Genomic DNA, 26506 nt, shown 5'->3' on the forward strand with positions numbered 1-26506 from the left:
CAAATCGTTCTCTTAAGTTTAATTTTTTGGTAGCTTAATAACTACTGCTAAAATCAGTCCTTAATGCGCATTATTTTAACGTTGCTTGGCACACTCTTAAAAAAAAGCTTGCATCCGTTTTTTCTACGTGGTATTATAGTCTCTGTTGTTAAGACGACATATGGACAGTTAGCTCAGCTGGCAGAGCAACGGACTCTTAATCCGTGGGTCCAGGGTTCGATCCCCTGACTGTCCATTACCACGCGAAGTGGTACCCCCTTATGGGACACATATTTACTGCATGGACAGTTAGCTCAGCTGGCAGAGCAACGGACTCTTAATCCGTGGGTCCAGGGTTCGATCCCCTGACTGTCCATCATATCAAAAACTGCACCAACCATTTATACAAGTGGTTTGGCGCAGTTTTTTTGTGGCTAAAAATCTATTTAGCGGTCCGCTTCAAACACGCTTGCCAGGTCGCTTCGTGAAACCCAACTAGCACTTGCTGATCATCAGTTATTAAGATTGGCCGCTTAACTAACATGCCATCACTGGCAAGTAGTTCATATTGTTCCGTCGTCGATAAATTAGCTAGTTTCGCTTTTAAATTTAGTTGCCGATAGACTAACCCACTCGTATTAAAAAACCGTTTTAATGGCAAACCACTTTGGTGATGCCATTTTTTAATTTCCAACACATTTGGGCGTTCATCTTTGATATCCCGTTCAGCAAAGACAAAGTGATTAGCTAACAACCACTTGCGCGCCTTGGCACAAGTACTACATTTTTTATAGCAAATAAATAACATCGCGCTTCCTCCGGTCTTTTGTTACCATTTTGTAATCTTAATTAATTCAAAATTTATTTTTATTCAGTATACCTCAACTTAGTTAATTTAGTATACTTGTACTGTGAATGAATTGTTATTTTAGAATAAATAAACGATTTAAATTTTATTAAAAGGATGTATATAATGTATTTTTTTGTCGATACGATTGTTGATACGCAAAAGTCCGGGATTGAACATGCAATTATTCGCCGGCTTGAATTATTCAAAATGCATAATAAAGATGCAAAAATCATAACTACGAACTACCATCGCACTGTCTACGCTTCATTAACGACTGATGGTTTAAATAACGATGTCATTAATCTGTTTGATTACTATCAAAAGGTCGCTGATGTTCCCTTCACCCCAGCAACATTAGATACCCTCGTTTTACCGGAGCATGCACTCCTTAAAAAAAGCGTAAATCATCAATACCAAGTGGTATTAAACCATAAAGTAATCATGCAAATCACGACGTTTGCCGATACCCAAAAACAAATTGACTTGATTCGCTATCTTGATGATGAAGGCAAAACCATCTATATCGATTATTATGATATTCGTGGCTTTTTGAGTAAACGTGATCACTATGATACCAATAATGATTGGCTAACTGTTGAACAGTGGCTAGATGTCACTGGTCAACCAGTCATCGAAAATTATCATCAAATTAATTTTGATAATAAGGTCGACGTGACCGTCTATCGCTTACGTGGTAAAGATAACGTCTGGTATACCTTTGATGGGGTCCAAGGCTACATGCGCCATTTCTTTGATGAGCTAAACCTTGCATATAATGGCCACAATGCTTTTATTTTTGACCGTGCTTCGGAAACAGCCTGGGCCTCAACCCACATGGTAACACCTAATTATCCGATTGGCCATTTCCATAATAGCCATGTCACTGATACGGATGATATCATGCATTCCAGTTTGAACGGCTTTTTCACCTTCATGATTAAAAACCAAGACCATTTCCACTACATGATTTCGGCTACCGATACCCAAACCAAAGATGTTTTAGCACGGTGGCCTAAAATGCGGGCCATCACGATTCCGGTGTCTTATGTTAGCGATGCCCAACTTGCCAATCAGGTTGATTTTGCCAAGCGTGAAAAGCATACCTTAATCGTGGCTGCGCGGCTCGCCCCCGAAAAACAACAAATCGATGTTGTTAAAGCGATGGTTCAAGTACGCAAGCAAGTTCCTGATGCGCGTGCTGAATTTTGGGGTTACCCCAACGGCGATTACGGCGATCAAGTCAAAAAAGCGATTAAAGAAGCGCACCTAGAAGATGTCATCAGTCTTAAAGGTTACAGCTCAACGGTTAACCAAGAAATGGATCGGGTGGGCCTAAGTGTCCTTTCATCACGTATGGAAGGTTTCTCGTTATCAATTCTCGAAGCCCAATCACACGGACTACCACAAGTGGTTAACAACGTGAAATATGGTCCTAGCGACTTAGTCATTGATGGTCAAGATGGATTCTTAGTCGAAAATAATAATATTGACATGCTTGCGGCCAAAATCATTGCCATTATGAGCGATGAACAGCTACAAACAACCCTATCTGCGAATGCCTATACTGATGCCCGCCGTTATTCCGCTGAAAACGTCTGGCGCCAATGGCAAGTTGTCACTGATGATTATGAAAATAATTATTTAAAATAATATAAAAAGGAGCTTTACTGTGCATTATTTTATTAATTACTCCCTTGTTGATATTAATAGTTCGATCGAACACGCAGCGTTAATGCGCTTAAAATTATTCAAAAGTAATAATCTTGCTGCTAAATATATCACTTTAAATTGGGACTACCTAAATCCATTACGGGTTAAAAACCAAGATTTAACTGATGCTGATGTTGTTAACATGTATGATTTCTTTGCCAACACCGCCCAGTTTAAACAAACCCCGCGCCATCACCTAGCAGACTTACCACTCCCCAACGCGTGGACGTGGGACAATAGCGATGCTAATCAAGCAACCATTAAAGAAGGTGATCGCGTGCGCGCCAAAGTGCACTACATTCCCGGACTCGTTGAAACAACTGGTAAAATCGATTACTACGATACCTTTGGTAAGCATTACCGGACTGAATACTGGGATCCCCGGGGCTTTTTAATCAGTGCAGAACTTTACAGTGCCCAGGGCAACGTTTTGGAACAGGTCCTATATGACGTTAACACGGAGCAACCCGTTTTAACGCGGTTCTTCCACGTCGTTGACAATCAGGTGGTCCTATATCGTCTACAACTTAATCACGCTGGCCAAACATATACATTTAATCATGAAAATGCGCTTATCAGCTTTTTCCTCAACGTCTACACCCAAGCTGATGATGCTGCCGTGCTGTATGTTGACCGCCCTAATTTAGCCCAACCGGTATTGGAAATGCGCCAAACGGTTCAAAAAGTCCTCATGGTACCGACATTACATACAAGTGATCCCGATGATCAAGTAACGGCTAACTTAAACAATGAATACTACTATAGTATCTATGAACACTTGCGTGATTTTGATGCCGTCCTAGTGGCAACCGAACACCAAGCCCAAGACTTACGGCGGTGGTTAGGTGGTAGTGCTGATGATCTTACTTCAACTAAAACGCCGATTTATGCCGTTAGTCGGGCGATTACTCATCCGACTGCGCCAACTGAACCCAAAACGGCGGGTAAAATCATCTATGCCGGTTTGTTAAATGATTATGAAGCGCTAAAAGATATCGTTGTCGCTTATAGTAAAGCGAAAAAAGAATTTCCCCACCTTTCATTGGTGATGGCCGGCTACGGTGAAGCGTATGAACAACTGAAAAATGATGTTGCCAAGCAAAACATTGCCGATATTAGCTTCCCCGGTTATCTCCAAACACCAGCTTTAGCACAAGAATTAAAGACGGCCGCTTTATTTTTAACCACTCAAAAAGGGGATGTGCAACCACTAACATTGTTACAAGCCTTGAGCTTTAGCACACCAGTAATTAGTTATGCCTTTAACTACGGCCCTCGTGATATCGATCCAGATCAACAGGCGATTGTGACTGTCAGCCCGCGGAAACGGTCCCTCCTCGTAAAACAGGTAGTGCATTTCTTTGCCACATCTGACCACCAAGCCCAACAACAGGCCGCGGCCACGATCGCCGCTAACTACTCACCAACTAAAGTACTAGCACAATACCAAGCAACTGGTTTGCTTGGTTAAATCGAAAGGAATTTACGCAATGGTTGATGAACTTACATTTAAACGCGAACTTAATGATATTCAAGACGAACTAGTAACCTACCATAATACTAATGGGGCTTACCAACTATTTAAGCTTTTTGGCGAAAAGTATGCCGATTTATTAGTGGTAACGGATACTGAAGACACCATCCACCGCTATTTTAGCGACACGATCGCGATGACGCTCTTTAATGCCATTGATGCGCATGATTGGAGCGTCGAAGTTGAACACTTAGCGCTCCCAATTAGTCAGTATTACTTTATTAAGGCTGAGTTATTAGACGCGAAAGATGATAACTACGCGGAGGCGCTCCTTAATTATGGTATAGGCCTAACCCTCGAACCAACCAACGTGCCAGCCGCTTTAAAAGTCGTGGCTTTAGCAACCCGCCACCAAGATTGGCCGACTGTTCAAAAATGGGCCACTTACGCTTGGCAATATGCATATCAGGTGGCTGATGTGGCCGCGGTTTTTGAAGCCCTTGCTAACTATACGTATAGTTATCAACATAACGCCCATGTTGGGGTGGTTTTACTAACGATTAGTTGCGCCTTTAACGAAACAAATGGCCGGATAGCCAAACTAAGCACGTGGAACGAACAGCTATCCTTGCCACTTGATGACTTAACGGACGCTGACTTTGCCTTAGTTACCGATGCAGGCTTACCAATTAATTATAATGAAGCGATCGAAGTCGCCTTAACCGAATTTGGAACGACATTACTCGAAATGGAACTCACGGCACAAGCTAAAACCCTCTACCAAGATTTACTAACATTAACAGATGATGAAGATTATGCTGAAATCTTATCAGAATTGTAACAAAGCCGGGTGATTGTTAAAGTTTTGTTACCATAACAGAAAACTGTTCGGCTTTAACTTGTTTTTTAAATAAAAATAAAGTATGATTAACATTGTTTAAACCACATTGTTATTTTTAATTAATTTTAGATTTTTAATTTTAATTAAGCGTGGTTAATATTTTTAACACACATTTTAAGGAGACATTTTCATGAAATTAAAGAACGTTCTTTTCTCATCTGTTGCCTTGGCTGCCATCGTTGCACCAGTCGCAACTCCTATCGTCGCTAATGCAGATACTGCTTCTGATGCAGCTGATGCTGTTACTTCATACGGTGCTGCTAAATCTTCAGCTGCTCCATCAACGGTTGCTGATTTCAGCCTAGCTGCTTCTTCTGCCGCTGCTGCGCTTACAACTATGAAGAGCCAAGCCGCTGCTTTGAGCGCTGCTTTGCCAAGTTATGCATATGCTAAAAATGCTGCTGATTTAGACTTAGCAAAACAAACTGCTGCTAACTCAGCTGCTTATGCTAAAGTTGTTGCGAACGCATCAAGCTTTGCAACTGCTGCTACTAGCTATGCTAACAGCTCAGTTGCTGCACTTAGTTTAGCTGCTAAGACAGTTGCTGCTAAGTCTGCTGCTAAGTCTGCTGCTGATGCTGCCTCTACTGCTGCTAAGGATGATACTACTAAGTCTACTGCTGCTAAGTCTGCTGCTGATGCTGCTAAGTCTGCTTACAACGCTGCAGTAGAAGCTTCTACTGCATATCCAGCAGCTTCAACTGCATTGCCTGCACAATTAGCCGCTGTTTCAGCCATTGCTAGTGCTAACGTTGCCGCTGCTCAATTTGACTTGACAGATGCCCCTGCCGTGACTGCTACTAAGTCATTTACAGTAACATCTGTTAATAGCGATAATTTAAAGCTTGATGATGCTGATGTTACACCAGTTCAAAAAGTAGCTGTTTATGATTTACCAACATCTACTGATTCTGTGGCTGCTTTGTTTGCTGCTTCTACGGCTGCTTCAGGAGCAACATCAGCAGTTCCTGCCGGTGCGTTGTTTGCTGCAGCAACTGATACTGATGCTACTTCATTTGCTGCTAAATTTGTAACTACTGCAGCCGTTCTAGTAACACCATCTTCTGATGCTAAGGCTGTTAATGCTAAGACTGTTGCTGCTGCTAAGGCTGCTTCTGCTGCCGATAAAGCTAATGTTGCTTCTGCTGCTCTTTCATCAGCAATCGTAGCACAAACTTCTGTTGCTTCTGCTGCTTCTGCTGCTTACACTTCAGCTTTAAACAGCTCAGCATACGCAGCTAACAAGACTACTCTTGATCCATTGTCAGCCGCTGCTTCTTCAGCTGCTGCTAACGTTGACACTACTTCAGCAGCTGTTTCAACTGCTACTGTAGCTTCAACTGCTGCTGCTAAGGCTGCTAATGCTGCCAAGGCTAAAGCTGCTAAGACTACTAAGGCTGCTAATGCTGCCAAGGCTAAAGCTGCTAAGGCTGCTAAGGTTGCTAATGCTGCCAAGGCTAAAGCTGCTAAGACTGCTAAGGCTGCTAATGCTGCTAAGAAGGCTGCTGCTAAGAAGGCTTCTAAGAAGGTTGTTATGAAAGCTAAAGCTGCTTTGAAGAAGGCTAACGCTGCTAACACAGCCGCACAAAAAGCTTTGAAGAAGGCTAACGCTGCTAACACAGCCGCACAAAAAGCTTTGAAGAAGGCTAACGCTGCTAACACAGCTGCTAAGACTGCTTCAAGCAAGGCTGCTAAGAAGGCTGCTTCAGCTAAGGATGCTCTTGCTGACGCTAAGTTAGCTGCTGCTAACGCCCAAACTGCTAAGGTTTCAGCTGATAAAGATTTCTCAGCTGCTAAGGTTAAAGCAGGTATCACAGAATAATTAACGTTATTCTTAACTAACTGCAATCATTAAAAAAAGAAGCTGAGACGTTTGTCTCAGCTTCTTTTTCGGTGTTTTCGCATTGGTATTACCCCTATCTGCGTACAATAATCAGTCCGTCGCTTAGCGCTTTGACGAAAGTAATTTGCTGAGGCGTTTATACATGATACGTCTAATATGCCCATGCGCGACGTCAATGATCTTCATATAACTTATATTAAGTATTAATAAATCTGCTATACATTCATAAATACAGCAGCGAATCCCACTTCGCGTATGGTACGCGTAAAACTCACATAATTCGATTGCCATTTTTCTTACTATTGTTTGCTTAGCCATCGTTTTGTCCCCTTTAAATAATTTGGTACTAATATAATACGGATTGCCTTGGCTAAGTGACTTAAAATTTATCATGCTAAAGTTTACCGCCCATTATGTTATCTATTCGCAAGTGGGTGTACAATAAAGCTATTCAGTTTTTGATTTTAGCGTAAAGGAGTCCCACATGTCGCACAAATTCACCTGGCTGCTAGGTTGGAGTACCTGCCTATTTTGCGTCCTCCTATCCGGTGGCGCCGTGGCCGACCAACTCACGACCGTTACCACCCCAAGCACCCCGACCACGCGCAGTACTAAGGCTGATACCTTACCCGTGGTTACCAAGCTCGCAACTAAGTATGATCCGCGCCAGTTGCACCAGACGACCCCCGTTCAAAATCAAGGGGCCCTTAATCTCTGTTGGGCGTACACGGCCAATGATGTGATTGCCTTATCGCTTGGCAAGCAACAGGCGACGACCTATCAGTTCTCGGCTAATTACTATAATTACCTGTTAGCCACTAACGCCTTTAGCGATGTCCGTAATCCTCTCGCCCAAAACCGTACTCTCGATAGTAGCGGTGACGATAGTTTGGCTGAATATCTTGCCTTTTTGGGCTATACGCCAGTGCGCCAGCAACGTTTTAAGACACCGCGCCTAGCGGACCAAGACGTTACCGTGGCTAGTAGTAAATTGATTAAACTCAGACAAGCTGGCATCAAAGCCGATATTCAAGCCGTCTACACCATTGCCAGCCAGCAAACAGCAAGTGAGGCGATTATCAAGCACCGGACCGCTTTGATTAAAAGTGATGTTAAGCACTATGGCGCGGTCAGTGTCGCGATTAATGCCAATAAAACTTTTGACTATTTAAAACGCACCCATCCACAATACAGTCAAAAACTCAGTAATGGGCAAGTGACAACCTTTATCCCCATTCAAGCGTTAAGCAAGCTCCCGATTAACTATGATAATGGTTGGAAGCAGCTAACCTTTGACCATCAATTAACGATTGTCGGTTGGGATGATAACTATTCCAAGAATAACTTTATGCAAAAGCCCCACTATAATGGTGCCTTTTTAGTTAAAAATACGTGGGGGACTAGTGTTTTAGAAAAAGGCTATGCGTGGATGAGTTATGAAGACCTCGATCTTCTCCAAAGTGATTTGCATAGTGTTAAAACAGGGCGCTACGTTGCTAATCACCAGTATCAACAGGTCAATGGGGCGACTAATGCGTTCACTACCTTGCGTAAAGCCCCGTACACCTTTATCGCTACCCGTTATCGAACGGGGGCTAAAGCTAGTAAGTTAACCCGCTTTGGTGTCTATACGACTCAAAATAACGTTCCTTATCAGCTCTATGTGACGACCCGCCGCCTCAACACGCAACATGTAACCTCGTTAAAGGGCTTTACCCTCGTCAGCCGTGGTACCTTGCGCCGGGCCGGTTTACAAAAAATCAACATTAAGAAACCGTATTCCTTAGCGAAAAAACAAGCCTTTACGCTCGTGTTACGCTTGAATAATAGTGCCCAGCGCCACTATATTTTGCCGGTACAATTGGCTTCCTATCGGCAAGTCGTTAATTATCCGTATGTTACGCGTGGCACTTCGTATCTATCACAAACCACCCGCCACTTACAATGGCAAAACTATAGTAAAAATTATCATGTTAATTTTTACTTACTCGGTTATACCCAAACAATGCCGTAACCTGCATTGTATAACTCATAAAAAAGCACCAACATTGCTTTTACGCGTCGTTGGTGCTTTTCTTTAGCTCGTTTTTACTAATCACATTTGACGCCGCCGCCAAATGCTTCCTACTTTTTGACGTAGTTAAACGTATGCGTTTTAGTGCCGCCTTTTGTCGCTTTAATCGTATACGTGTAGTTACTCCGCTGATAACGCATCTACTTGACCTTGCGGTGACACATCATATAATCCCGTAACATTATTAAAATCAGAAATATTATTATCTGTCCCATCAGAATCATAATTAGTAGCTGTCCAAGCTGTTTCGAGAACGGCAAATAATTTACCATATTTAGCTGCCAGATTTTGAATGGCTCGTAAATTCGTTACCGACTTGCACCATCCCCACCTTAATGCCACTCTTTTTGAAAGTGTTGAGGGTATCAGTCGTGTATTGCTTAACCATTTGGGCTAATTTAGCTGGGTTGTCCGCATATTTGGAAACATTCAAACCGGCTGCTTTTTGTGCTTTGGACAAGTTTAGCTGACTAATCGTGTTATTTAATTCATCATAATTAACTGTGTTTTTAGTTGTTTGTGTTGCTGTTGTTGTGTCTGCACCATTATCCGCGCTTACGATTGTTGGTAGCGGTGCTAATAATGTTGAAGAAGCTGTTAGTAGCGTAATGGCTAGTGTACTCGCTCTAAATATCCCCGGTTGCTTATTCATCTTAAATTCTCCATCGTTAATTCCCTAAAAATTAGTTCTGTTGATACTTTTTCATAATTTCTTGCGCATTACTGATTGAAAGGTCCCCCTGCGCTACCATTTTCAAAATAGCCCCCTCAAATTCGCTATTTTCTTGATTAGCAGCTTCAATTTTATGCATTAGTTGGTTAACCCATAACCGAATTGTCGGATAACTCACGCCATAATCTTGTGCTAATTTTTTTAATGATCCTGATGACATAATAAAATCTTTTAAAAAATTTTGACTTTGTTCATCAAGTTTTAAAAACCATTCCATTGCATATTCTCCCAAATTAAACTTTTTTGATTGATTTTTAGATAATTTCAATACGGAAAATTATACCAATATATGTATATTAATAACATTAACAAAATGTTACAAATATCAATTTTGTTAATATATAGTTTATTAACGCTATTTTTTAGGAGTTTTAAAAACAGATTATATTTTTATGATAATTTTTAAATTTAAAATATACTTAATATTTGTATATTTATGTAATTAATGATTATTAAAATTAAACTTTTTTTAGTTATGTTTATTTATTGATTTTTTTATAAAACTTACTATTAGTTATTTAAAGACAACAAAAAACCCGTAATTGGTTTTTCAATCAACCATTACGAGTTTTTAATATTTGTAGTAACTACAATGTTACATTTAGATTACACTTACTGCCTAAATTTACTAACTAATATAAATCAGTAACTTGCTTTTGCACATCGGCATGACTAATAAATTCGTCATATGTCGTTTCAGCACGTTCAACCACACCCTTATCGCTAATTTCGATGATATGATCAGCAATCGTTTGGATAAATTCATGATCATGCGAAGTAAAGATAATTGAACCTTTAAAATCAATCATACCATCATTGAGGGAAGTAATTGATTCCAAGTCAAGGTGGTTGGTGGGGTCATCCATTAATAAAACATTGCTCTTTAGCAACATTAGCTTAGAAAGCATCACCCGCACTTTTTCACCACCCGAAAGCACATTAATTTCTTTAGTTACATCATCACCCGAAAAGAGCATCCGGCCAAGCATCCCACGCAAGAACGTATTATCACTTTCTTCCTTTGCGGCAAATTGGCGTAACCAGTCGATAATCACGGCCTTGTCATCATCAAAGTTATCATTGATATCTTTTGACATGTAGGCCCGTTGTGTGGTGACACCCCAAGTTACTGTCCCAGCATCTGGGGCCATTTCACCTGCTAAAATTTGCATTAACGTGCTAGTTGCGACATCACTACGACTCAACAGGGCGACCTTTTCACCCGGACGCGCCACAAAGGTGATATTATCAAGAATTTTTACCCCATCAATTGTTTTTGAAACATTATCAACCCGGACTAAATCATTCCCCAAGTCGCGTGTCGTTTCAAATTTAATCCACGGATATTTTCGTGTTGAGGGTTGAATATCATCCAACGTAATTTTTTCCAATTGTTTTTGGCGTGATGTTGCCTGCTTTGCTTTAGAAGCATTCGCACTAAAGCGCGCCACGAACGCTTGTAATTCTTTAATTTTTTCTTCTTTTTTCGCATTAGCGTTAGCTTGGAGCTTAGCCGCCAATTCACTTGATTGCTTCCAAAAATCATAGTTACCAACAAATAATTTGATTTTACCAAAATCAACATCGAGCATCATCGTTGCGACCGCATTTAAGAAGTGACGGTCATGGGAAACGACAATTACAATATTTGGATAGTCGGCTAAGAAGCTTTCTAACCAGGCAACCGTGTGCGTATCCAACCCATTTGTTGGTTCATCAAGTACCAAGATATCAGGTTGCCCGAATAATGCTTGTGCTAATAAGACTTTAACCTTTTCTGATTCGGTTAATTCACTCATTTTTTGCGTATGCATACTTTCAGGAATCCCAATTTGTTGCAAGAGTTGCGATGCTTCCGACTCGGCTTCCCAGCCACCCATTTCAGCAAACTCTGCTTCTAGTTCTCCGGCTCGTAACCCATCCGCATCAGTGAAATCCGCTTTCATGTAGATGGCATCTTTTTCCTTCATTACTTCATATAAATGTTTGTGCCCTTGAATTACCGTGTCCAAGACTTCATATTCATCAAACGCAAAGTGATCTTGGTTCAAACTACTCATGCGTTCATTAGGTGAAATCGTTACTGTCCCAGTAGTTGGTGTTAGTTTCCCCTCCAGTACCTTTAAAAAAGTTGATTTACCGGCACCATTGGCCCCAATTACCCCGTATGTATTCCCGGCAGTGAATTTTAAATTGACATCGTCATATAATTTGCGTCCTGAAAAACCGACGCTGACATTCGAAACAGTTAACAAAATGTCGTCCTCCTTTTTAGTTGTCTTGTGTATTATAGCAAGCATTCTCTAGTTTGTGGGCTTTTTTGATTAAATGATTGCTTTATCATCTGGCTTAATCGTATTAAATAAAGCCTAGCCAAAATTAATTCCGCTTGCCAACGCGGTACCTCGGTCCAAAACAAGTAAAAGGGACTAAATTTGTTGAAATTCAGTCCCTTTTATTCGTTTATTTGCAGTGGGCATTAGCCCAGTTAATCCTTTAGTGCGCTTTTTCAAGATATACGATTTCCGTTAGTTTTTTAAATCCATTCGCACAATATACTTTATATGCTGGTAGATTACTTATCTCAACATTCAAGCGGATCGGTAGGTCCACTCTCGTAAGCGCAATGGCTGTAAGTAATTCCTTAACAGCCGCTTTCCCTAGCCCACGGCCCTGGTGAGCTGGGGTGATGGCAAGGCTAAAAATATAAGCCATTTCTTGCCCACACTCAACCGCCGCACTCCCGATAATCACATCATTTAATGTAATTTTATACAAATCAATCAGTTCATCTTGATAATTAACAGCGGCATAGCGTTGATAAAGAGCGAGGGTACTATCCTTAAAACTACGGTAGTTTACTTGGGCAATCTGGTCAATATCCTGCCGTTGTGCCAACGTAACTTGCACTTGGCTTGGCTGGGACTGAACCGGTTTAACTAATTGTGCATCATATTCCATCAGATACTCACCAGTCGCCAGCACGTCCAATTGCCAATTTGTCAAAAAATCACGATTAGCGGCTAAAAATGCTTGCTCTGTGATATATTCAACTTCAGGCACCGGATAGCCCCACGTTTTTAGGATCGTTTGGGTACGTTGTAATAGTTCTTGCCCGACACCTTGACGTCGATAAAGTGGCGCTACTAACAGATTGACACTAGCTTTGGTGGTATCGTCAGCATAAATCGTTGCAAAGCCACCAAGTACCGGCCCCTGATACGCTAAAATAAATGCTGGCATCGCTGGATACACATTAAAACTATTCTCTAAATATGGGCTATCCGCCGTATGATCGGCTTGATGACAAACCTCAATTACTTGTGTCACTTGTTGGCGCTCCATGGGACTTAACTTACTAACTTGTCGATATTGCCACTGCATCATCCTTTTTTCCTTATCTAAATTATAAACTTTGACCTAAAGTACCGTAGCTAACAACTTGCATCCCCACGGTCGCCTCTTCATAAACCTTTTTCATAATGGTTGGATTCGTATTAATGCACCCATGACTCCCAACTTGGCTGTTAACACTTGCCTTACCAAAGTTGCTTATCTTTTGCCAAGATGCATCATGAATCCCATAACCACTTGACTGCCATGGTAACCAGTAATTAACGACTGAGTCATACGCTGTGTCAGCCGTGCCACCACGTAAGTGCACCTTATGTGTGGCGGTTGTCCGATCTTTATACAAGATATGATATACGCCGGTAATCGTCGCATGGCCCACTGATTTTTTACCTGAAATAAATGGCCAACTAACCACTAGTTTGCCTTTTTTATACATATAGGCATGTTGGTGTGTTAAATCAAGTTCAATGTACGTTCCATTGAAGTTCTGTTCATATTTTTTACCAGTCAATTTAGCCGCAACATTCAGCTGTTGCCCAGTTGTCAACGCTGTCGCTAACTTTTGCGCCGTAGTCTTGGCAGGAACATATTGGCCAATGCCACTTTCTGCTGTAGTATTAGTTAACGTAATTGTTTTTTTATTGTGTGTTTTAAATTTAATCTTATGGTTATAACTACCCGTCTTTACTGATAAACTATAAGTTACCCAATTAGCTAGCGGGTTTTTATTAATTTTACCGTTTTGCTTGACCGCTTGTGCTTTAACAGTTGTCGGTACGGTATATGTTTTGTTGTTGACCGTCACTGTTAAGTTTTGCGCAATCATTTTATTAAGCTGATTAGCTTTAGCTTGCATCGCGGTCTTCGTAATCTTGGGTGTTTGATAGGCAGCCTTAACGCTAATCTGATTCGTCTTATTTTGCTTAATTGCCGTGATGATCCGTTGGGCTGTTTGTTGGTAATTAACACTACCACCTGTTTGTCCACCCTTAACCGTGTAATTTGTACTAGTCCGCACTAAGCGGGCATTTTTCGGTTGATTTGTCTTACTTGCAAGCTTTGCTTTTTGCAACTGATTGACAATCGTCTGTGTCGTTGGTATGCCCACCGTAATGGCTGATGTTTGCCCATTTTTAATTTTTTTAAGGTCACTATCAGTTAATTTAGGTTGCACCCGAACGGTAACGGTTTTTGTCGTTTGTCTGTCATTAACTTTAACTTTATAGGTTTGCTGCGTAGCATTCAGCGCTTTTTTAGCTTGTTGTTTGCTCAAGCCCGTTAACTTTACTTTTTGCTGGTTAATCGCTACTACCGTACCACTTTTGTAAAGCGTACTTTGATAGCCAAACCATCCCCCACCAAGTCCTAAAGCAACTAGGCCACTAATAACTGCTACATTTTTTTTATTCATAATACTTACCTTCCATAAAATATGTTAGTACGCCCCCAAGTTCATACTTTCTCTCATAATGGTAACATATTTGTAACATTATGTGGTTCAACCATTCTTAAACTTTTTTGTATTTTATTTTAATTTATTGAGGAATATTTAGGCTATGAAAACTATTGGCACCAATTTATTACATGATCGTACGTTACATCTTACCAGTATGCTCGCCCTCCTGGCCTTTCTATTTGGTCAAGTCAGTGCGCGTGATATCGATACCAAAACATTAGTCGCTTTATTAGCTCTCCTAATTTTAGTCAAGGTCGTTGATGAACTAAAAGGGCTCAATTACCTTGCTAATTATTTAATTGAGCGGGCCAACAACACGCGCCAACTCATCCGCTTGCTCCTACTCCTAACCTTTGGCGCTGCGATGTTGCTAACTAATGATGTTGCCATCTTAACCATTGTCCCCTTATTTATCCAAATTGGCCGGCGGTTAAATCTCAAATATGCGTTACCAATTACCTTGATAACCATCTACGCTAATTTGGGTAGTGCCCTGACCCCCATCGGTAATCCGCAAAATCTGTTCATCTATGGGCATTATCATCTGGGTATCTTACCATTCTTAACCATGGCGGCCCCCATTGCGCTAATCAGCCTTTTATCAATTTGGGGCGTTTCCTTTGCGTTTGCCCCTAAACAAATTAAACAGGTCGAGCTTACCGCTGTCGTCATTAATCGGCGCGCGATGGTTTTAACTGGCATTAGTGCCCTGATCATTTTAGCCGGTGTCTTAGGCGTTTATTCCGTCTGGATTAGCCTTATTACTAGTATTTTTTTAGCTGTCAGCATTAAACCCACCGCGTTACGGGATGTTGATTACGGGATTATCCTTACGTTTATTGGCTTTTTCATTATCGTTAGTGCGCTGCATCATTTAACTAGCGTCCAACAACTTTTAACACATGTTACGCAACAAGGGTGGCAACTTTACTTGACCGGGATTATCAGCAGTCAGGTCATTAGTAATGTCCCCGCTGCCGTTTTACTAGCTAACTTCACTAATAATTATCCCGCCCTTTATCTAGGCGTTACCGTGGGCGGGTTGGGGACGCTCGTGGCTTCCTTGGCTAACCTCTTGGCCTTTCGTCAGTATACGAATCATCATGGCCAACGAAATGGCCGCTTTTTAGGCATTTTTAGTTTAATCAATAGCTTATATCTCATCATCTTTGGCGTGATTGGCTTTGGGTTAATTTTCCTTAATCATTAACTTCACTATTTAACTAAGTTAGCCATACTGTAATAGCTATAAACTAGCATACCAATAATCACAAGGATGACGATAAAGGTTACAAAAATTTGAAACTTTAACGCGCCATGGCGTGGTGGCCGAGGTGGTCGGCGATGCCGTTGGCGTGGTACTTGTCCGGGCCGTTTTGGACGCTGGGTACGGTTTGGGTGCATCTCTTGATCAACTGGCGCATGACGTGGTACGTGTCTTGTGCGTTGTAGTTGCTGCGCTGATTGTCGTTTTGACTTCTCCATAATTTAAGCATCCTTTCTATGAGTACTAATTACTTAATTATACACAACCGTTACAAAAGAGGTGGCGTAAAATGATTTTTTTACCATAAATTAGAACTATCCGCCGTTTACATTGGGCCATCCAAAAGAGCTAGTAGCCTTCTTAAAAAGGGCTGAATCTGATAGATTCAGCCCTTTTTGCACGTGTTATCCAAAATTAATTTAAGTGTTCATTTTCAACATTTAGCGAACTACCATTACCGATATCGGAGCATGCTTCACAATATGGGCCGCCGTTGAGCCAAGTCGTTTGGCAATGCCTTTTTTCGTTTCGGACCCGATTACCACTAAATCAGGTTTAACCATTGGGATGAGCTCATTAACGAGTGTTTTGGCAGCATCACCTTCCGCATAAACGACTTCAACGTCACTAAGACCGGCGTTCAAGGCATCTTGCTTGTAGCGGGCCATATCATCGACAATATCAGCCCGGATATCGAGCATTTTTTCCTTATCTAAAATTGTAATCGCTGAAATTTCATCACTTTCTAAAACGGTCCCAATCACTAACTTAGCACCATCAAGTTTGGCGGCGTGAATTGCGTAGTACAATGCTTTTTGGGCATCGGCCGTATCATCTACACCGACTAAGATTATTTTGGGTGTTACCACTGCTTCTGAAACCTTCATCTTAATATCCACCTCATTTTCTATCGTCCTGACTACTAACTACGGATTTTAGTTAAACCACCCACTAATTAAGCCCGGTAGTCCGTATAAGTCAAGGCCAGTTAAGATGAGCACCGCTAACCAACCTAGGGCCGTAATCCATTTCGAATTAACATATTCACCCATGATTTTCTTAGATGAAGTGAACCAAACAAGCGGAATCATTGAGAATGGTAGCGCAATTGATAGGAAAACTTGTGAATTAATTAATAGGTTATCTAAGGCCCCTTCTTTACCACCGTACATAATGGTTGCGATTAAAACTGGAATAATTGATAGTAGCCGGGTGATCAAACGACGCGCCCAGAGTGGCATCTTCAAGTGAATAAATCCTTCCATAATAACTTGTCCCGTTAGTGTTCCGGTAATCGTTGAGTTTTGACCAGAAGCTAATAACGCAATCGCAAAGAGCATTGAAAGGATGGGTGAGGCAATCGCCCCGGCCAGTTTATTATCTTGTAGCGCATTATATAGTGCGCGGAAAGTATCAAGCCCATCGCCGTGGCCAAAGAACATCGCTGCCCCAACCAGTAATAGTAGCACATTAATAATAAAGGCCCCAGTTAATTGAATATTTGAGTCCCAAGCAGAAAAGCGGACAGCTTCTTTAATTTCAGCTGGATCGTCATGATTGATTTTTCGTGTTTGTGAAATTGATGAGTGTAAGTATAAGTTATGGGGCATTACCGTCGCACCAATAATCCCTAAGGCTAACGTCAACGCACCCCCATCAGTTATAATTTTAGTGTGGGGAATTAGGTTAGTAGCCGTAGCTCCTAAATCAGGTTTAGCTAAAAAGACTTCATAAGCAAAAACGAGTAAAATAACCGCGATTAGCGTTACCACAATTGCTTCAATTTTCCGGAAGCCTAATTTAGTTAATAATAATAGCAGTAAAACATCTAAAACGGTTAAGCTAACCCCGATAACCAAAGGAATGTTGAACAGCAAGTTCATCGCAATCGCACCACCGATAACTTCCGCAATATCCGTCGCCATAATCGCTAATTCAGTTAAAATCCATAAAATAATTCCGACGGGTTTATTGACATGTGATCGTGTTGCTTGCGCTAAATCAAGTTGTGTGACAATTCCGAGTTTTGCGGCCATGTATTGTAATAACATCGCAATTAAACTTGATAGTAAAATCACTGATACTAACAAATAACCATATTTGGCCCCCCCAACAATTGAAGTAACCCAGTTACCGGGATCCATGTACCCAACGGCAACTAACGCACCAGGTCCGGAAAAAGCAAATAATTTTTTCCAAAAACTGGCATCCTTTGGTACTTTGACACTACTATTAATTTCTTCAAGACTAGCGCCATTGGCTGTCTTAAATAGTCCTTGACTCTTTGATGCTTCCATACGTATATCCTCACAATCTATTATTAGCCTGAGTCTGTCTGGCTTGAACTTTAATTAGTGTACGCCTGTTATTTTTTAAAGTCAAAAGTTTTTTAAGTTGGTGAAATTTTTTAGTTTAATTAAGGCGTAAAATTTTTATTCATAAATCTTTAAATTTTTCATCACTAACTAAAATAAGTTTTTATTTTCTATTTATATAATTATTTACGAATCAGCGGATTATCCTTAATTATGCTATAATGAACGTGTCCATCGGAATACTATAGATGTAAGGAAGACTTATTATGGCTGAATCCGTCTCAAAAACCCTTTATTTGCAAACGATTCTTGAATTAACTGGAGGTAGTAACGAAACCCAGGTCCCTAATAATCAAATCGCAGAACATTTACATGTTACCCCTTCGTCAGTATCTAATATGATGACCAAACTCCAAGAAACCGGTGAAGTTGAAGTCGAACCATATTATGGTGTTACTTTAACTTCCAAGGGGCGCATGACTGCTTTAAAACTGATTCGCGCTCACCGTTTATTTGAAGTATTTTTATATGATAAATTAAACCTATCTTCTTCGGAAGCCCATATGAATGCTGATAACCTCGATCACGATGCGGACGAAAAAATGATTAATCAACTAGAACTCTTTCTTGATAATCCAACAACTTGTCCCCACGGTCTCGTAATTCCTGATAAACAATACCACTATCATGCCAAGCATTTTAAACGCTTAACCGAGATAGCCGATGGTACTACTTTTAAAATTAATAGTTTTACGGAAGATTTAGAACTTTTAAAATATCTTGAGTTAGTCGATTTAACATTACATTCACAATGGCAACTGGTCGAACGCTTACCCTTTGAAGGACCCTTAGTTATCGAAAATTTAACCACGCATCATAAAATTCAAATTACCCAACACGCTGCCAATTATATCTTCGTTGAATAGCGTGCTAAATTAGGTAGCGCATAGCATAAATAAACTAAAAAGAGGACTGAACGTATGCGTTCAGTCCTCTTTTTGTCTGTTAATTATAGTCTAGGTGTTTTTCTAAGTGGCTCTGGCCCCAAGTAATCAGTGAACAACACGCCCAATATACTAACGCAATTTCAATGTAAATTGTCATATAATCAAAATTACGGCCGGCTACAATTTTAGCATGCATAAACATTTCTGACACAGTAATCATCGCTGCTAACGATGTCCCCTTAAACAAATCTAAAATAACGTTGCCTAACGCGGGAATTGCGATTCTTAACGCCTGCGGAAAAATTATATAACGAATAATTTTAAAATATGGCATCCCCAAAGATTTCGCGGCATCATATTGACCTTTATCAACCCCTAGAAATGCTGACCGAAATATCTCGGATACAAACGCTGCCCCATTTAAAATAAATGCCAAAGCAGCGGCACTAAACGCTGGAATTTGATAATTAGCATATGGTAAACCAAAATAGATTAAAAATAAAATAACTAGAATTGGGGTTCCCCGCATAAAAGAAATATACGTACGCGTTATGCCAAAAATCAACTTTTTTTTACTCATTTGACCAAGCGTCAAAATAAAACCTAATATTAACTGACCAATAAAACTTACAATCGTTAATTCAATGGTTAATGGTAAACCTTGTAAAATATAAGGCAATGAATGCCAAGCTAATGGTGCATTAAAAAAATTTGGTACTGATAAATGAGCAATTAACTGATCCATATCGCATATCCATTTCCTAATTTTTTAAGGTAAATGTTTTAGCAATGTGGACCGTTGGTTTATGAGTAACATCGGCCCCATCATAGTACTTTTCAGAAATTTTCTTAATTGTGCCATCTTTCAACAATTTTTTAAGTTCCTTATTAACTGCTGTTTGTAGCGCTGTATTTTGCTTCTTCATCAATACGCCACTGCCCGCCGATGTATCACTAACTTGGAAATATAAATTTTTAGGAATTGTTAGTTGTTTACTAGCACCTGGAATTGCTCGAATAGCCATTCTTTGTAAGTAATAATCATTCAAAATTACATCAAGGCGACCATTTTCGACATCACGAATATAAACATCATTAGCAACATTGTCATAATTTACCGCTTTAGCCCCGATTTGCGTGGCTAAACGTTGATAACCAGTGCCAGCTTCACCACCAGCTTTTTTACCCTTCAAATCTGCAAAGCTATGAATCCCGGATTGATCTTTTTTACGAACAATCATACTATTGAATGAATATTTATAAGGTATTGATAAAGCAAATGTTTTTTTGCGTTGTTTTGTGATACCATAATCGTTGACCGCCATATCAGCAACACCTGAGTTAACTGCATTTAGAGTTGCTGACACATCAAGCTCTTTGAATTTAATTTTTTTGTTTAACCCTTTAGCAACGGCTCGCGCAATATCAACATCATAACCTTCCAATTTATTGTCAGTTCCATGATATGATGTTGGGAAAAGCGTACCTGATGTTGCTACCACGAGAGTTTTCTGTTTGGCTAATTTACTAGCTGAAGTTGCGTTATTACTCTTTTTAGCACCACATCCGGCTAAAACCACTGAAAATGCTAATAATAATGTAAAACTGATTATCCAAAATCGCTTAACTGGTCTTCTCATATTTCGATACCCCTATAATTGTCTTGTATACTTAAGCACAATATTATTCTATTATTATGTAAGCTCTTTTACAAGCTTTTTGAAATTTAATTTATATATCTATTAATTTATGACTGGAGAAATGAAATGGTTTTCGATGCAACTGAACTTGCCCATTTAATTCAAACAAATCAACTATCACCCTTAGACGCCGTTGATGATACTTTAAACAAAATTACCGAGTTAAATCCGATTTTAAATGCTGTTACCCACGTTCGTGAGCGAACTGATATTTTAGCTGATATTACTAAAATGCCTAAATCAGCCCCCTTTGCTGGTGTTCCAATTTTATTAAAAAATCTTGGCCAATCATTGGCTGGTTTGCCTAATACAGCTTCTTCACGGCTTTTTAAAGATACTATCGCTAACCATACTGATAATTACGTTGCCGCATTACAACGAGCTGGTTTTATAATTGTCGGTAATACTAATGCCCCAGAATTTGGGTTTAAAAATATCACTGATCCTAGCTTATATGGTGCTACACGTAATCCTTGGCAAACTGACTTCTCAGCCGGCGGTTCTTCTGGTGGTAGCGCCAGTGCTGTTGCTGCAAATATAGTAACTTTAGCGGCCGCTAGTGATGGTGGCGGATCAATTAGAATCCCTGCTTCTTTTAGTGGCCTGATTGGTTTGAAACCAACACGCGGTCGAGTTCCAGTTGGGCCAGCCGGTTGGCGTGGTTGGCAAGGTGCATCAATTAATTTTGCAGAAACACGTTCAATTCGTGATACAGCTAAACTATTAGATCAACTACAAGTCATCCAGCCAGCTGCGCCTTTTCAAACCCCGTTGATTACTCCTAGCTCTAGTTACTTTTTAAATCAGCCCTTAAAATCAGATTTTAAAGTTGCCTATACCCTTAAGTCGCCCGTTAATACCCCCGTTAGTGCAGATGCTCAAACCGCAGTTTTAAACGCTGTTACATTTTTAGAAGACCAAGGTATCAAAACCGTTGAAGTTGATAATTCACTTCCTGGTAAAGAATTAATGATGAGTTATTATATTGTAAATGGTGGCGAAACGGCTAGTATGTTTGCTGAAATTGAACGACACCTAAACCGACCAATGACAATAGCTGACATGGAACTAACTACTTGGGTGATTTATCAAGCTGGAAAAGGCATCACCGCAAGTGATTATAGTCAAACATTAGCTTTATGGGATCAAGCTAGTTTTCAAGCCAATCAATTTTTCGATAACTATGATGCCTATTTAATGCCCACAACAGCTACTACGGCTCCAGCAATTGATGCCCAGTTGATTGACAATGCAACACAATTAAAAATGCAGCATGTCACTGAACTAAGTCACCAAGATCGACTAGATTTAGTCTATGATTTTTTTGCTGACAGTCTCGCTTTGACTCCCTTTACACAACAAGCAAATTTAACTGGTCAACCCGCTATTAGTTTGCCAACCCACATTGCTAAAAATGGGCTACCTTTGGGTATTCAATTTACTGCCCGTAAAGGCCAAGAAGCCACACTCCTCCAAATTGGTAAATTATTCGAAGATCATGCTAAGTTCAAATTGCTTGATCCGACTACTATCATAAAGTAAACCTAGTCAAACAAACGGCTGTGCCAAAACTACTTTTTTAGAATAAATGCTGTAAGCATGTGTTTCAAAAATCAAATCATTCCATTAATACACAAAAAAATACTAATTGTTGTTTAACTGCACTGATGAATACATTGTGCGTAGTTTAAATTTTTTGATCAGTAAATACAAAAAATCGCCAACTCGAACCTTGAGTTGGCGGTTTAACTTAATAAATGACCTTATTTACAGATTTAGGTCTAGCAGTAACATATGACTTATCAATTTTTTTGTATTACCATATTATAACCTTTGGAATCAAAGATCTGTAATGGTGTTCTTTTTACACACAACCACGATTAAAATTCCAAATAAAATTGTTAATGCTCCAGTTAATTGCCATAAAATTAAAGTTTTAGTACTAATCCAAGCAGCTAAGTAACTAATAACTGAAAATACTGCAAAGGTTGAAGTTGTTAAGGCGTGCATTGATGATATATCACCGACATTAAATGAGCGATACATTAGTTTTTCAAAGACGTTTCCTGACATTCCCATTACAATTCCTGCAAGTAATAATAGAATTAAACGTAACATGTTGGGAATTGGTAATGTCACGCAGATAAAACAAATTCCTGAAATGATGTAATCACAAGCAAAAAATGTTGGTGCATTCCATTTTACAAGTGGAGCTAACGCACTACCAGCCAAATCGCCGACTTGTTGTACTGCATTCACTATTGCGAATAACCCTACTGCTAAACCCAGTTCCTTCATAGTTAATGGTAATAATTCAAACAGCAAACCGGTTATACCACCTAAAATTGCTTCAAATAAAATAATCAAAAATGCAGGTAGCGTATGAGTAAATTGATATAACGAATTTTTCATTTGTTTGAGGTAAGAATATGTTACTTCATCATCACTTGGTGCTATAAGTTTGAGCGATTCATCGTATTTTATCATCCAATAGAACACGATACCGATAGGTGCACTAAGACAGCAAACAAGTAGCAGCCAAGTACTACCATGTACCATTAAAATTAATGAACTAATAATACTTATAATAATAACAACACTTGAACTCATAAAATATTGAAAATCAACAGATTTTTCAATTAATTCTTCATTTTCTTGAAAAATAACTGGAATAAAGCCGATTTCAATAGATCCTGAAATGGTGATTACTATGCTTAATAGCAAATATAATATTCCTATCTCTAGTAACCTACTATGACTTAGCAATAACCCAGTGCTCACAAAAATAATTAATGTTTCTAATATTTGTAATTTAATCAATGCTTTTTTATTATTTTTAATGTTATTTAATGATGGTGCAAGTAACATAATCAATGCTTTTGGAAATGCTGCTAAAATGCCAAAAATAGCCAAAATTCGTGCCGTAGCATGATATTGTTGTACTAGTAAATAAAGTAAAACAGTTGTATAAATACTAAAAGCAATCAATAAAAATGCTTGACCCATAACTAGTTTAAAAATGGTTTTATTGATCTTTTTTTTAAATATCATAAGTAAGAACATCCCATCCATATCTATTTAGATTGCTATTATCATATTTCTTAGTCCCGTTAAAATGATAATTAAATAATAAGTAAATTTTGGTATACGTTGTATTGACGGTTACCGTAACGCCCGTAATTAGATACCATAACTCGCATATTTTTATTATCTTAGCATAATTTAATTAATTAAAAAAGCGTTTTTTAATTAATTTTTAATTTTATACTAAAATTTATCAGTGGCAATAAGAGTTGTTCGCGGGGACGATTTATACCGAATAAAAGAAATCTCAAACTTCGAAAAAAACCAATTAGTAATCGAATTAAAGAAAAATTGGATGGCATATGTCCGGTTGAATTCCAGAACCACGCCATCCAATTAATCGCTTAAAACATCACTCCAATTTATGGAAGTCAGTTCAAACATGCTTTTTTTGTATTGTATTCATTATTCAATTTGCTATTCTAAAACATCATGAATTGTCACAATTCCAACTACTTCACCAGTATCATTTAAGACTACTAGGTTTGAGATATTATGATTAGCCATCTTACGCCAAGCATCCCGATTTTGCTCATTTTCATTAACGCTAATAAAGCCGTATGTCATATAATCCTTAGCAACCGAACCCTTAACTCCTGATATATCCAAAAATTTTTTCCGAATATCACCATCCGTCACAATCCCAATAACATCATCACTACTACTTTTAACTAGTGTAATCCCGATACCATAATCACTAATACGATAAATAACATCATTAATCGGCGTGTCTTCATGAACATACGGAATTTTAGAATGCATAACATGTTTAATTCTTTGTAAGAGTATCTTACCAATTGAACCACCTGGATGGTAAAGCGCAAATTTTTCTTTACTAAAGGCAATGGCTTCTTCTAAAGCAACCAATAAGGCATCCCCCAAAACCAACGTAGCTGTTGTTGAAGTTGTTGGTGCCATACCAGTTACATCAGCTTCACTAGCATTACCAATATTTAAGACGAATTGCACATTTTTCCCCAATGTTGAGTTAGGATTCCCTGTCATGGCAACCGTTGCTAATTGATCCTGGTGAATATGCTGTAAAGCTAACATTGCTTGAATAACTTCTTGTGTTTCACCACTGTTAGAAACAAAAATTGCCAGATCATCTTTAGCAACACGCCCTAAGTCACCATGATACGCAACCCCGGCATCAATTGAAAAACTAGGAATCCCAATTGATGATAGTGAAGCTGAGATTTTATCGCCAATAATCCCTGATTTTCCAATTCCTATAAATACAATTCGGCCGTTTAATGCTAATATTTCTTCGACTACGGCATCAAACTGTTCATCAAGACTATCTCGTAGTTTTTCCAAGGCGGCAATTTCTATACTAAAAGTTTTTTGCGCGCTTTTATAGTAGTCCGTCATCAGCAAAAGCCTCCCGCATTTCTCGACTTTCATGGAATAATTTATTAGCAGCCGTTAGAATAGGTCGAATTTTACTTAATTCTAATTGGCTATCTTGATCAGAAATCGCTTCTGCCGGATTAGGGTGAACTTCAGCAAAAATTCCATCAATCCCAATTGTTAACGCTGCTCGTAAAAGAGGAAAAGCATACTCACGATTACCACCAGAATGATTACCATAACCACTTGGAATCTGAACTGAGTGGGTTGCATCAAAGATAACCGGGTAGTCTAGTGACCGCATTTGAATCAAGCTCGTCATATCGACCACCAATTGGTGATAGCCAAACATCGTACCACGTTCGGTAACTAAAATTTTATCGTCTGAAGCAGCAACTTTTTTAACAGCTGATTGCATGTCTTCGGGTGCCATAAACTGAGCCTTTTTTATATTAACAACTTTACCAGTTTTAGCAGCCGCCAACAATAAATCCGTTTGCCGACTTAGAAAGGCTGGAATTTGTAAAACGTCAGCTACTTGGGCAACTGGTTCACATTGATATGATTCATGCACATCCGTTACAATCGGTACATTATAAGTATCTTTAATTTTTTTAAGTACAGCTAAGCCATTCTCAAGTCCAGCCCCCCGACTAGAATCAAGTGAACTTCGATTAGCCTTATCAAAAGAAGATTTGAAAACAAAATTAATGCCAAGTTCATCAGTTAATTCTTTAAGCGTCTGCGCTACTTGGGCACATGTTTCATATGATTCAATTGCACAGGGGCCTGCCAGTAGTGTTAATTGATCATCTTTAAAACCAAACTCTTTAAATACTTCTGAAATTTTTGCCATTTCCATACCCTCCATAATTGTTGGTCTAGCACAAATACTCTAATGCCGTTAAATGTTACGATTATTTTAGCATTCTTTTATTAAAAAACGTTAATTTTTGCTTACATTTTACTATTTTTACCTCTATTTAGACATTAAATAGAGGTAAAAATAGGCAAAAAAGCATACTAATTGTTAATTAATAATTAGTATGCTTTTTTGGTGCATTATCAGGATTGGTTAGCTTTTAAAACACGTTCTTGCGTAATTTAACCTAACACAATTAGTTATACACTATTCTTTAATTACCTATGATTTTATTACCAGCTAATTCTGCACGGTACTTTTCGATAATTCCTGCGACGGCAGGATATGGTACAGCAAATACTACGATATCACCAAGAGTTGCAACTTGATCATTTTCTGCAACAAATGAAACTGTGTTACCGGCATCTTCAAAGTTACTAGCAATTGCTTTACCCATGTTACCTTTACCAAAAACGCTAATGTTTGACATAATTTAAATCTCCTTTTTACTTACTATTTGTTAGTTATTACTATATCACTTACTTTATAAAAGTAAATCCTTTTTTTAAACTTTCTTTTTAAAAAATTAAATTATTTTACAAAC

General features: G+C 39.1%; 24 protein-coding genes and 2 tRNA genes. 10 read left to right on the forward strand and 16 right to left on the reverse strand.

The annotated features are described in order from the left end of the window. Positions 1-162: 162 nt before the first annotated feature. Together JOC59_RS00255 and JOC59_RS00260 are read left to right on the forward strand one after the other, a co-directional pair. A tRNA-Lys gene (locus tag JOC59_RS00255) sits at positions 163-235 on the forward strand. Positions 236-282: 47 nt separating this feature from the next. Continuing rightward, positions 283-355, forward strand: a tRNA-Lys gene (locus tag JOC59_RS00260). A 66-nt stretch (positions 356-421) separates the two neighbouring features. Here the strand turns inward: JOC59_RS00260 and JOC59_RS00265 are convergent. After that, a complete protein-coding gene (locus JOC59_RS00265; protein ID WP_205142792.1) occupies positions 422-787 on the reverse strand; it encodes an arsenate reductase family protein in 366 nt (121 codons plus the stop codon). A 165-nt stretch (positions 788-952) separates the two neighbouring features. On the opposite strand from JOC59_RS00265, the gene JOC59_RS00270 reads away from it, so the two are divergent. The 5 genes from JOC59_RS00270 to JOC59_RS00290 all read left to right on the forward strand — a co-directional run bounded on the left by JOC59_RS00270 (position 953) and on the right by JOC59_RS00290 (position 8771). Beyond that, entirely contained in the window at positions 953-2479 is a 1527-nt protein-coding gene (locus tag JOC59_RS00270) for a glycosyltransferase (protein ID WP_205142793.1), read from the forward strand. A 19-nt stretch (positions 2480-2498) separates the two neighbouring features. Beyond that, a complete protein-coding gene (locus JOC59_RS09460; RefSeq protein ID WP_205142794.1) occupies positions 2499-4010 on the forward strand; it encodes a glycosyltransferase in 1512 nt (503 codons plus the stop codon). Positions 4011-4029: 19 nt separating this feature from the next. Then, complete coding sequence (locus JOC59_RS00280; protein WP_205142795.1) at positions 4030-4854, forward strand: hypothetical protein; 825 nt, start codon at positions 4030-4032, stop codon at positions 4852-4854. A 190-nt stretch (positions 4855-5044) separates the two neighbouring features. Continuing rightward, positions 5045-6736, forward strand: a complete 1692-nt coding sequence (locus JOC59_RS00285) for a hypothetical protein (RefSeq protein WP_205142796.1) — start codon at positions 5045-5047, stop codon at positions 6734-6736. 505 nt (positions 6737-7241) lie between these two features. After that, positions 7242-8771 (forward strand): lectin like domain-containing protein, encoded by a 1530-nt coding sequence (locus JOC59_RS00290; protein ID WP_205142797.1) that lies wholly within the window; start codon positions 7242-7244, stop codon positions 8769-8771. A gap of 180 nt (positions 8772-8951) precedes the next feature. Here JOC59_RS00290 and JOC59_RS00295 read toward each other — a convergent pair whose 3' ends face one another. The 6 genes from JOC59_RS00295 to JOC59_RS00320 form a co-directional block, all read right to left on the reverse strand. Further along, positions 8952-9173, reverse strand: coding sequence for a glycosyl hydrolase 53 family protein (locus JOC59_RS00295; protein WP_205142798.1), 222 nt, complete (start codon positions 9171-9173; stop codon positions 8952-8954). Continuing rightward, entirely contained in the window at positions 9106-9483 is a 378-nt protein-coding gene (locus JOC59_RS00300; protein ID WP_205142799.1) for a glycosyl hydrolase 53 family protein, read from the reverse strand. The genes JOC59_RS00295 and JOC59_RS00300 overlap by 68 nt, the downstream gene beginning before the upstream one ends. A gap of 31 nt (positions 9484-9514) precedes the next feature. Then, a complete protein-coding gene (locus tag JOC59_RS00305) occupies positions 9515-9781 on the reverse strand; it encodes a DUF2089 family protein (RefSeq protein WP_239516963.1) in 267 nt (88 codons plus the stop codon). A 415-nt stretch (positions 9782-10196) separates the two neighbouring features. Next, positions 10197-11819 (reverse strand): ABC-F family ATP-binding cassette domain-containing protein, encoded by a 1623-nt coding sequence (locus tag JOC59_RS00310; RefSeq protein WP_205142801.1) that lies wholly within the window; start codon positions 11817-11819, stop codon positions 10197-10199. Positions 11820-12060: 241 nt separating this feature from the next. After that, positions 12061-12951 (reverse strand): GNAT family N-acetyltransferase, encoded by an 891-nt coding sequence (locus JOC59_RS00315; RefSeq protein ID WP_205142802.1) that lies wholly within the window; start codon positions 12949-12951, stop codon positions 12061-12063. 19 nt (positions 12952-12970) lie between these two features. Further along, positions 12971-14329 carry a L,D-transpeptidase family protein gene (locus tag JOC59_RS00320; RefSeq protein ID WP_205142803.1) on the reverse strand — a complete coding sequence of 453 codons (1359 nt, stop codon included), beginning with the start codon at positions 14327-14329 and terminating at the stop codon, positions 12971-12973. 145 nt (positions 14330-14474) lie between these two features. Here JOC59_RS00320 and JOC59_RS00325 point away from each other — a divergent pair, with 145 nt between their 5' ends. Beyond that, positions 14475-15584 (forward strand): SLC13 family permease, encoded by a 1110-nt coding sequence (locus JOC59_RS00325; RefSeq protein WP_205142804.1) that lies wholly within the window; start codon positions 14475-14477, stop codon positions 15582-15584. A gap of 5 nt (positions 15585-15589) precedes the next feature. Here JOC59_RS00325 and JOC59_RS00330 read toward each other — a convergent pair whose 3' ends face one another. From JOC59_RS00330 to JOC59_RS00340, 3 genes are all read right to left on the reverse strand, one after another. Next, the gene (locus tag JOC59_RS00330) at positions 15590-15859 is read right to left on the reverse strand and encodes a hypothetical protein (RefSeq protein ID WP_205142805.1); all 270 of its coding nucleotides are present in this window, start codon (positions 15857-15859) and stop codon (positions 15590-15592) included. A 222-nt stretch (positions 15860-16081) separates the two neighbouring features. After that, complete coding sequence (locus JOC59_RS00335) at positions 16082-16528, reverse strand: universal stress protein (RefSeq protein WP_205142806.1); 447 nt, start codon at positions 16526-16528, stop codon at positions 16082-16084. A gap of 48 nt (positions 16529-16576) precedes the next feature. Then, positions 16577-17938, reverse strand: coding sequence for an Nramp family divalent metal transporter (locus tag JOC59_RS00340; protein WP_205142807.1), 1362 nt, complete (start codon positions 17936-17938; stop codon positions 16577-16579). A gap of 284 nt (positions 17939-18222) precedes the next feature. Between JOC59_RS00340 and JOC59_RS00345 the strand changes: the two genes are divergently transcribed. Beyond that, positions 18223-18882, forward strand: coding sequence for a metal-dependent transcriptional regulator (locus JOC59_RS00345; RefSeq protein WP_205142808.1), 660 nt, complete (start codon positions 18223-18225; stop codon positions 18880-18882). Between the two features lie 79 nt (positions 18883-18961). On the opposite strand, the gene JOC59_RS00350 is transcribed toward JOC59_RS00345, so the two are convergent. Both JOC59_RS00350 and JOC59_RS00355 read right to left on the reverse strand, forming a co-directional pair. Further along, entirely contained in the window at positions 18962-19648 is a 687-nt protein-coding gene (locus tag JOC59_RS00350; RefSeq protein WP_205142809.1) for an amino acid ABC transporter permease, read from the reverse strand. A 16-nt stretch (positions 19649-19664) separates the two neighbouring features. Next, positions 19665-20543 carry a transporter substrate-binding domain-containing protein gene (locus tag JOC59_RS00355; protein ID WP_205142810.1) on the reverse strand — a complete coding sequence of 293 codons (879 nt, stop codon included), beginning with the start codon at positions 20541-20543 and terminating at the stop codon, positions 19665-19667. Between the two features lie 126 nt (positions 20544-20669). Between JOC59_RS00355 and JOC59_RS00360 the strand changes: the two genes are divergently transcribed. Further along, positions 20670-22145 (forward strand): amidase, encoded by a 1476-nt coding sequence (locus JOC59_RS00360; protein ID WP_205142811.1) that lies wholly within the window; start codon positions 20670-20672, stop codon positions 22143-22145. A 297-nt stretch (positions 22146-22442) separates the two neighbouring features. Here the strand turns inward: JOC59_RS00360 and JOC59_RS00365 are convergent, their stop codons facing one another. The 4 genes from JOC59_RS00365 to JOC59_RS00380 all read right to left on the reverse strand — a co-directional run bounded on the left by JOC59_RS00365 (position 22443) and on the right by JOC59_RS00380 (position 26392). Beyond that, positions 22443-23654 (reverse strand): MFS transporter, encoded by a 1212-nt coding sequence (locus JOC59_RS00365; RefSeq protein ID WP_205142812.1) that lies wholly within the window; start codon positions 23652-23654, stop codon positions 22443-22445. Positions 23655-24104: 450 nt separating this feature from the next. Next, positions 24105-25061 carry a KpsF/GutQ family sugar-phosphate isomerase gene (locus JOC59_RS00370; RefSeq protein ID WP_205142813.1) on the reverse strand — a complete coding sequence of 319 codons (957 nt, stop codon included), beginning with the start codon at positions 25059-25061 and terminating at the stop codon, positions 24105-24107. Beyond that, positions 25045-25896 (reverse strand): 3-deoxy-8-phosphooctulonate synthase, encoded by an 852-nt coding sequence (gene kdsA / locus JOC59_RS00375; protein WP_205142814.1) that lies wholly within the window; start codon positions 25894-25896, stop codon positions 25045-25047. Before kdsA ends, JOC59_RS00370 begins: the two co-directional genes overlap by 17 nt. A gap of 280 nt (positions 25897-26176) precedes the next feature. Further along, the gene (locus JOC59_RS00380) at positions 26177-26392 is read right to left on the reverse strand and encodes an NAD(P)-binding domain-containing protein (RefSeq protein WP_205142815.1); all 216 of its coding nucleotides are present in this window, start codon (positions 26390-26392) and stop codon (positions 26177-26179) included. Between the last annotated feature and the right edge of the window lie 114 nt (positions 26393-26506).

Origin of the sequence: Periweissella beninensis, assembly GCF_016908275.1 — a bacterium.
Taxonomy (GTDB): Bacteria; Bacillota; Bacilli; order Lactobacillales; family Lactobacillaceae; genus Periweissella; species Periweissella beninensis.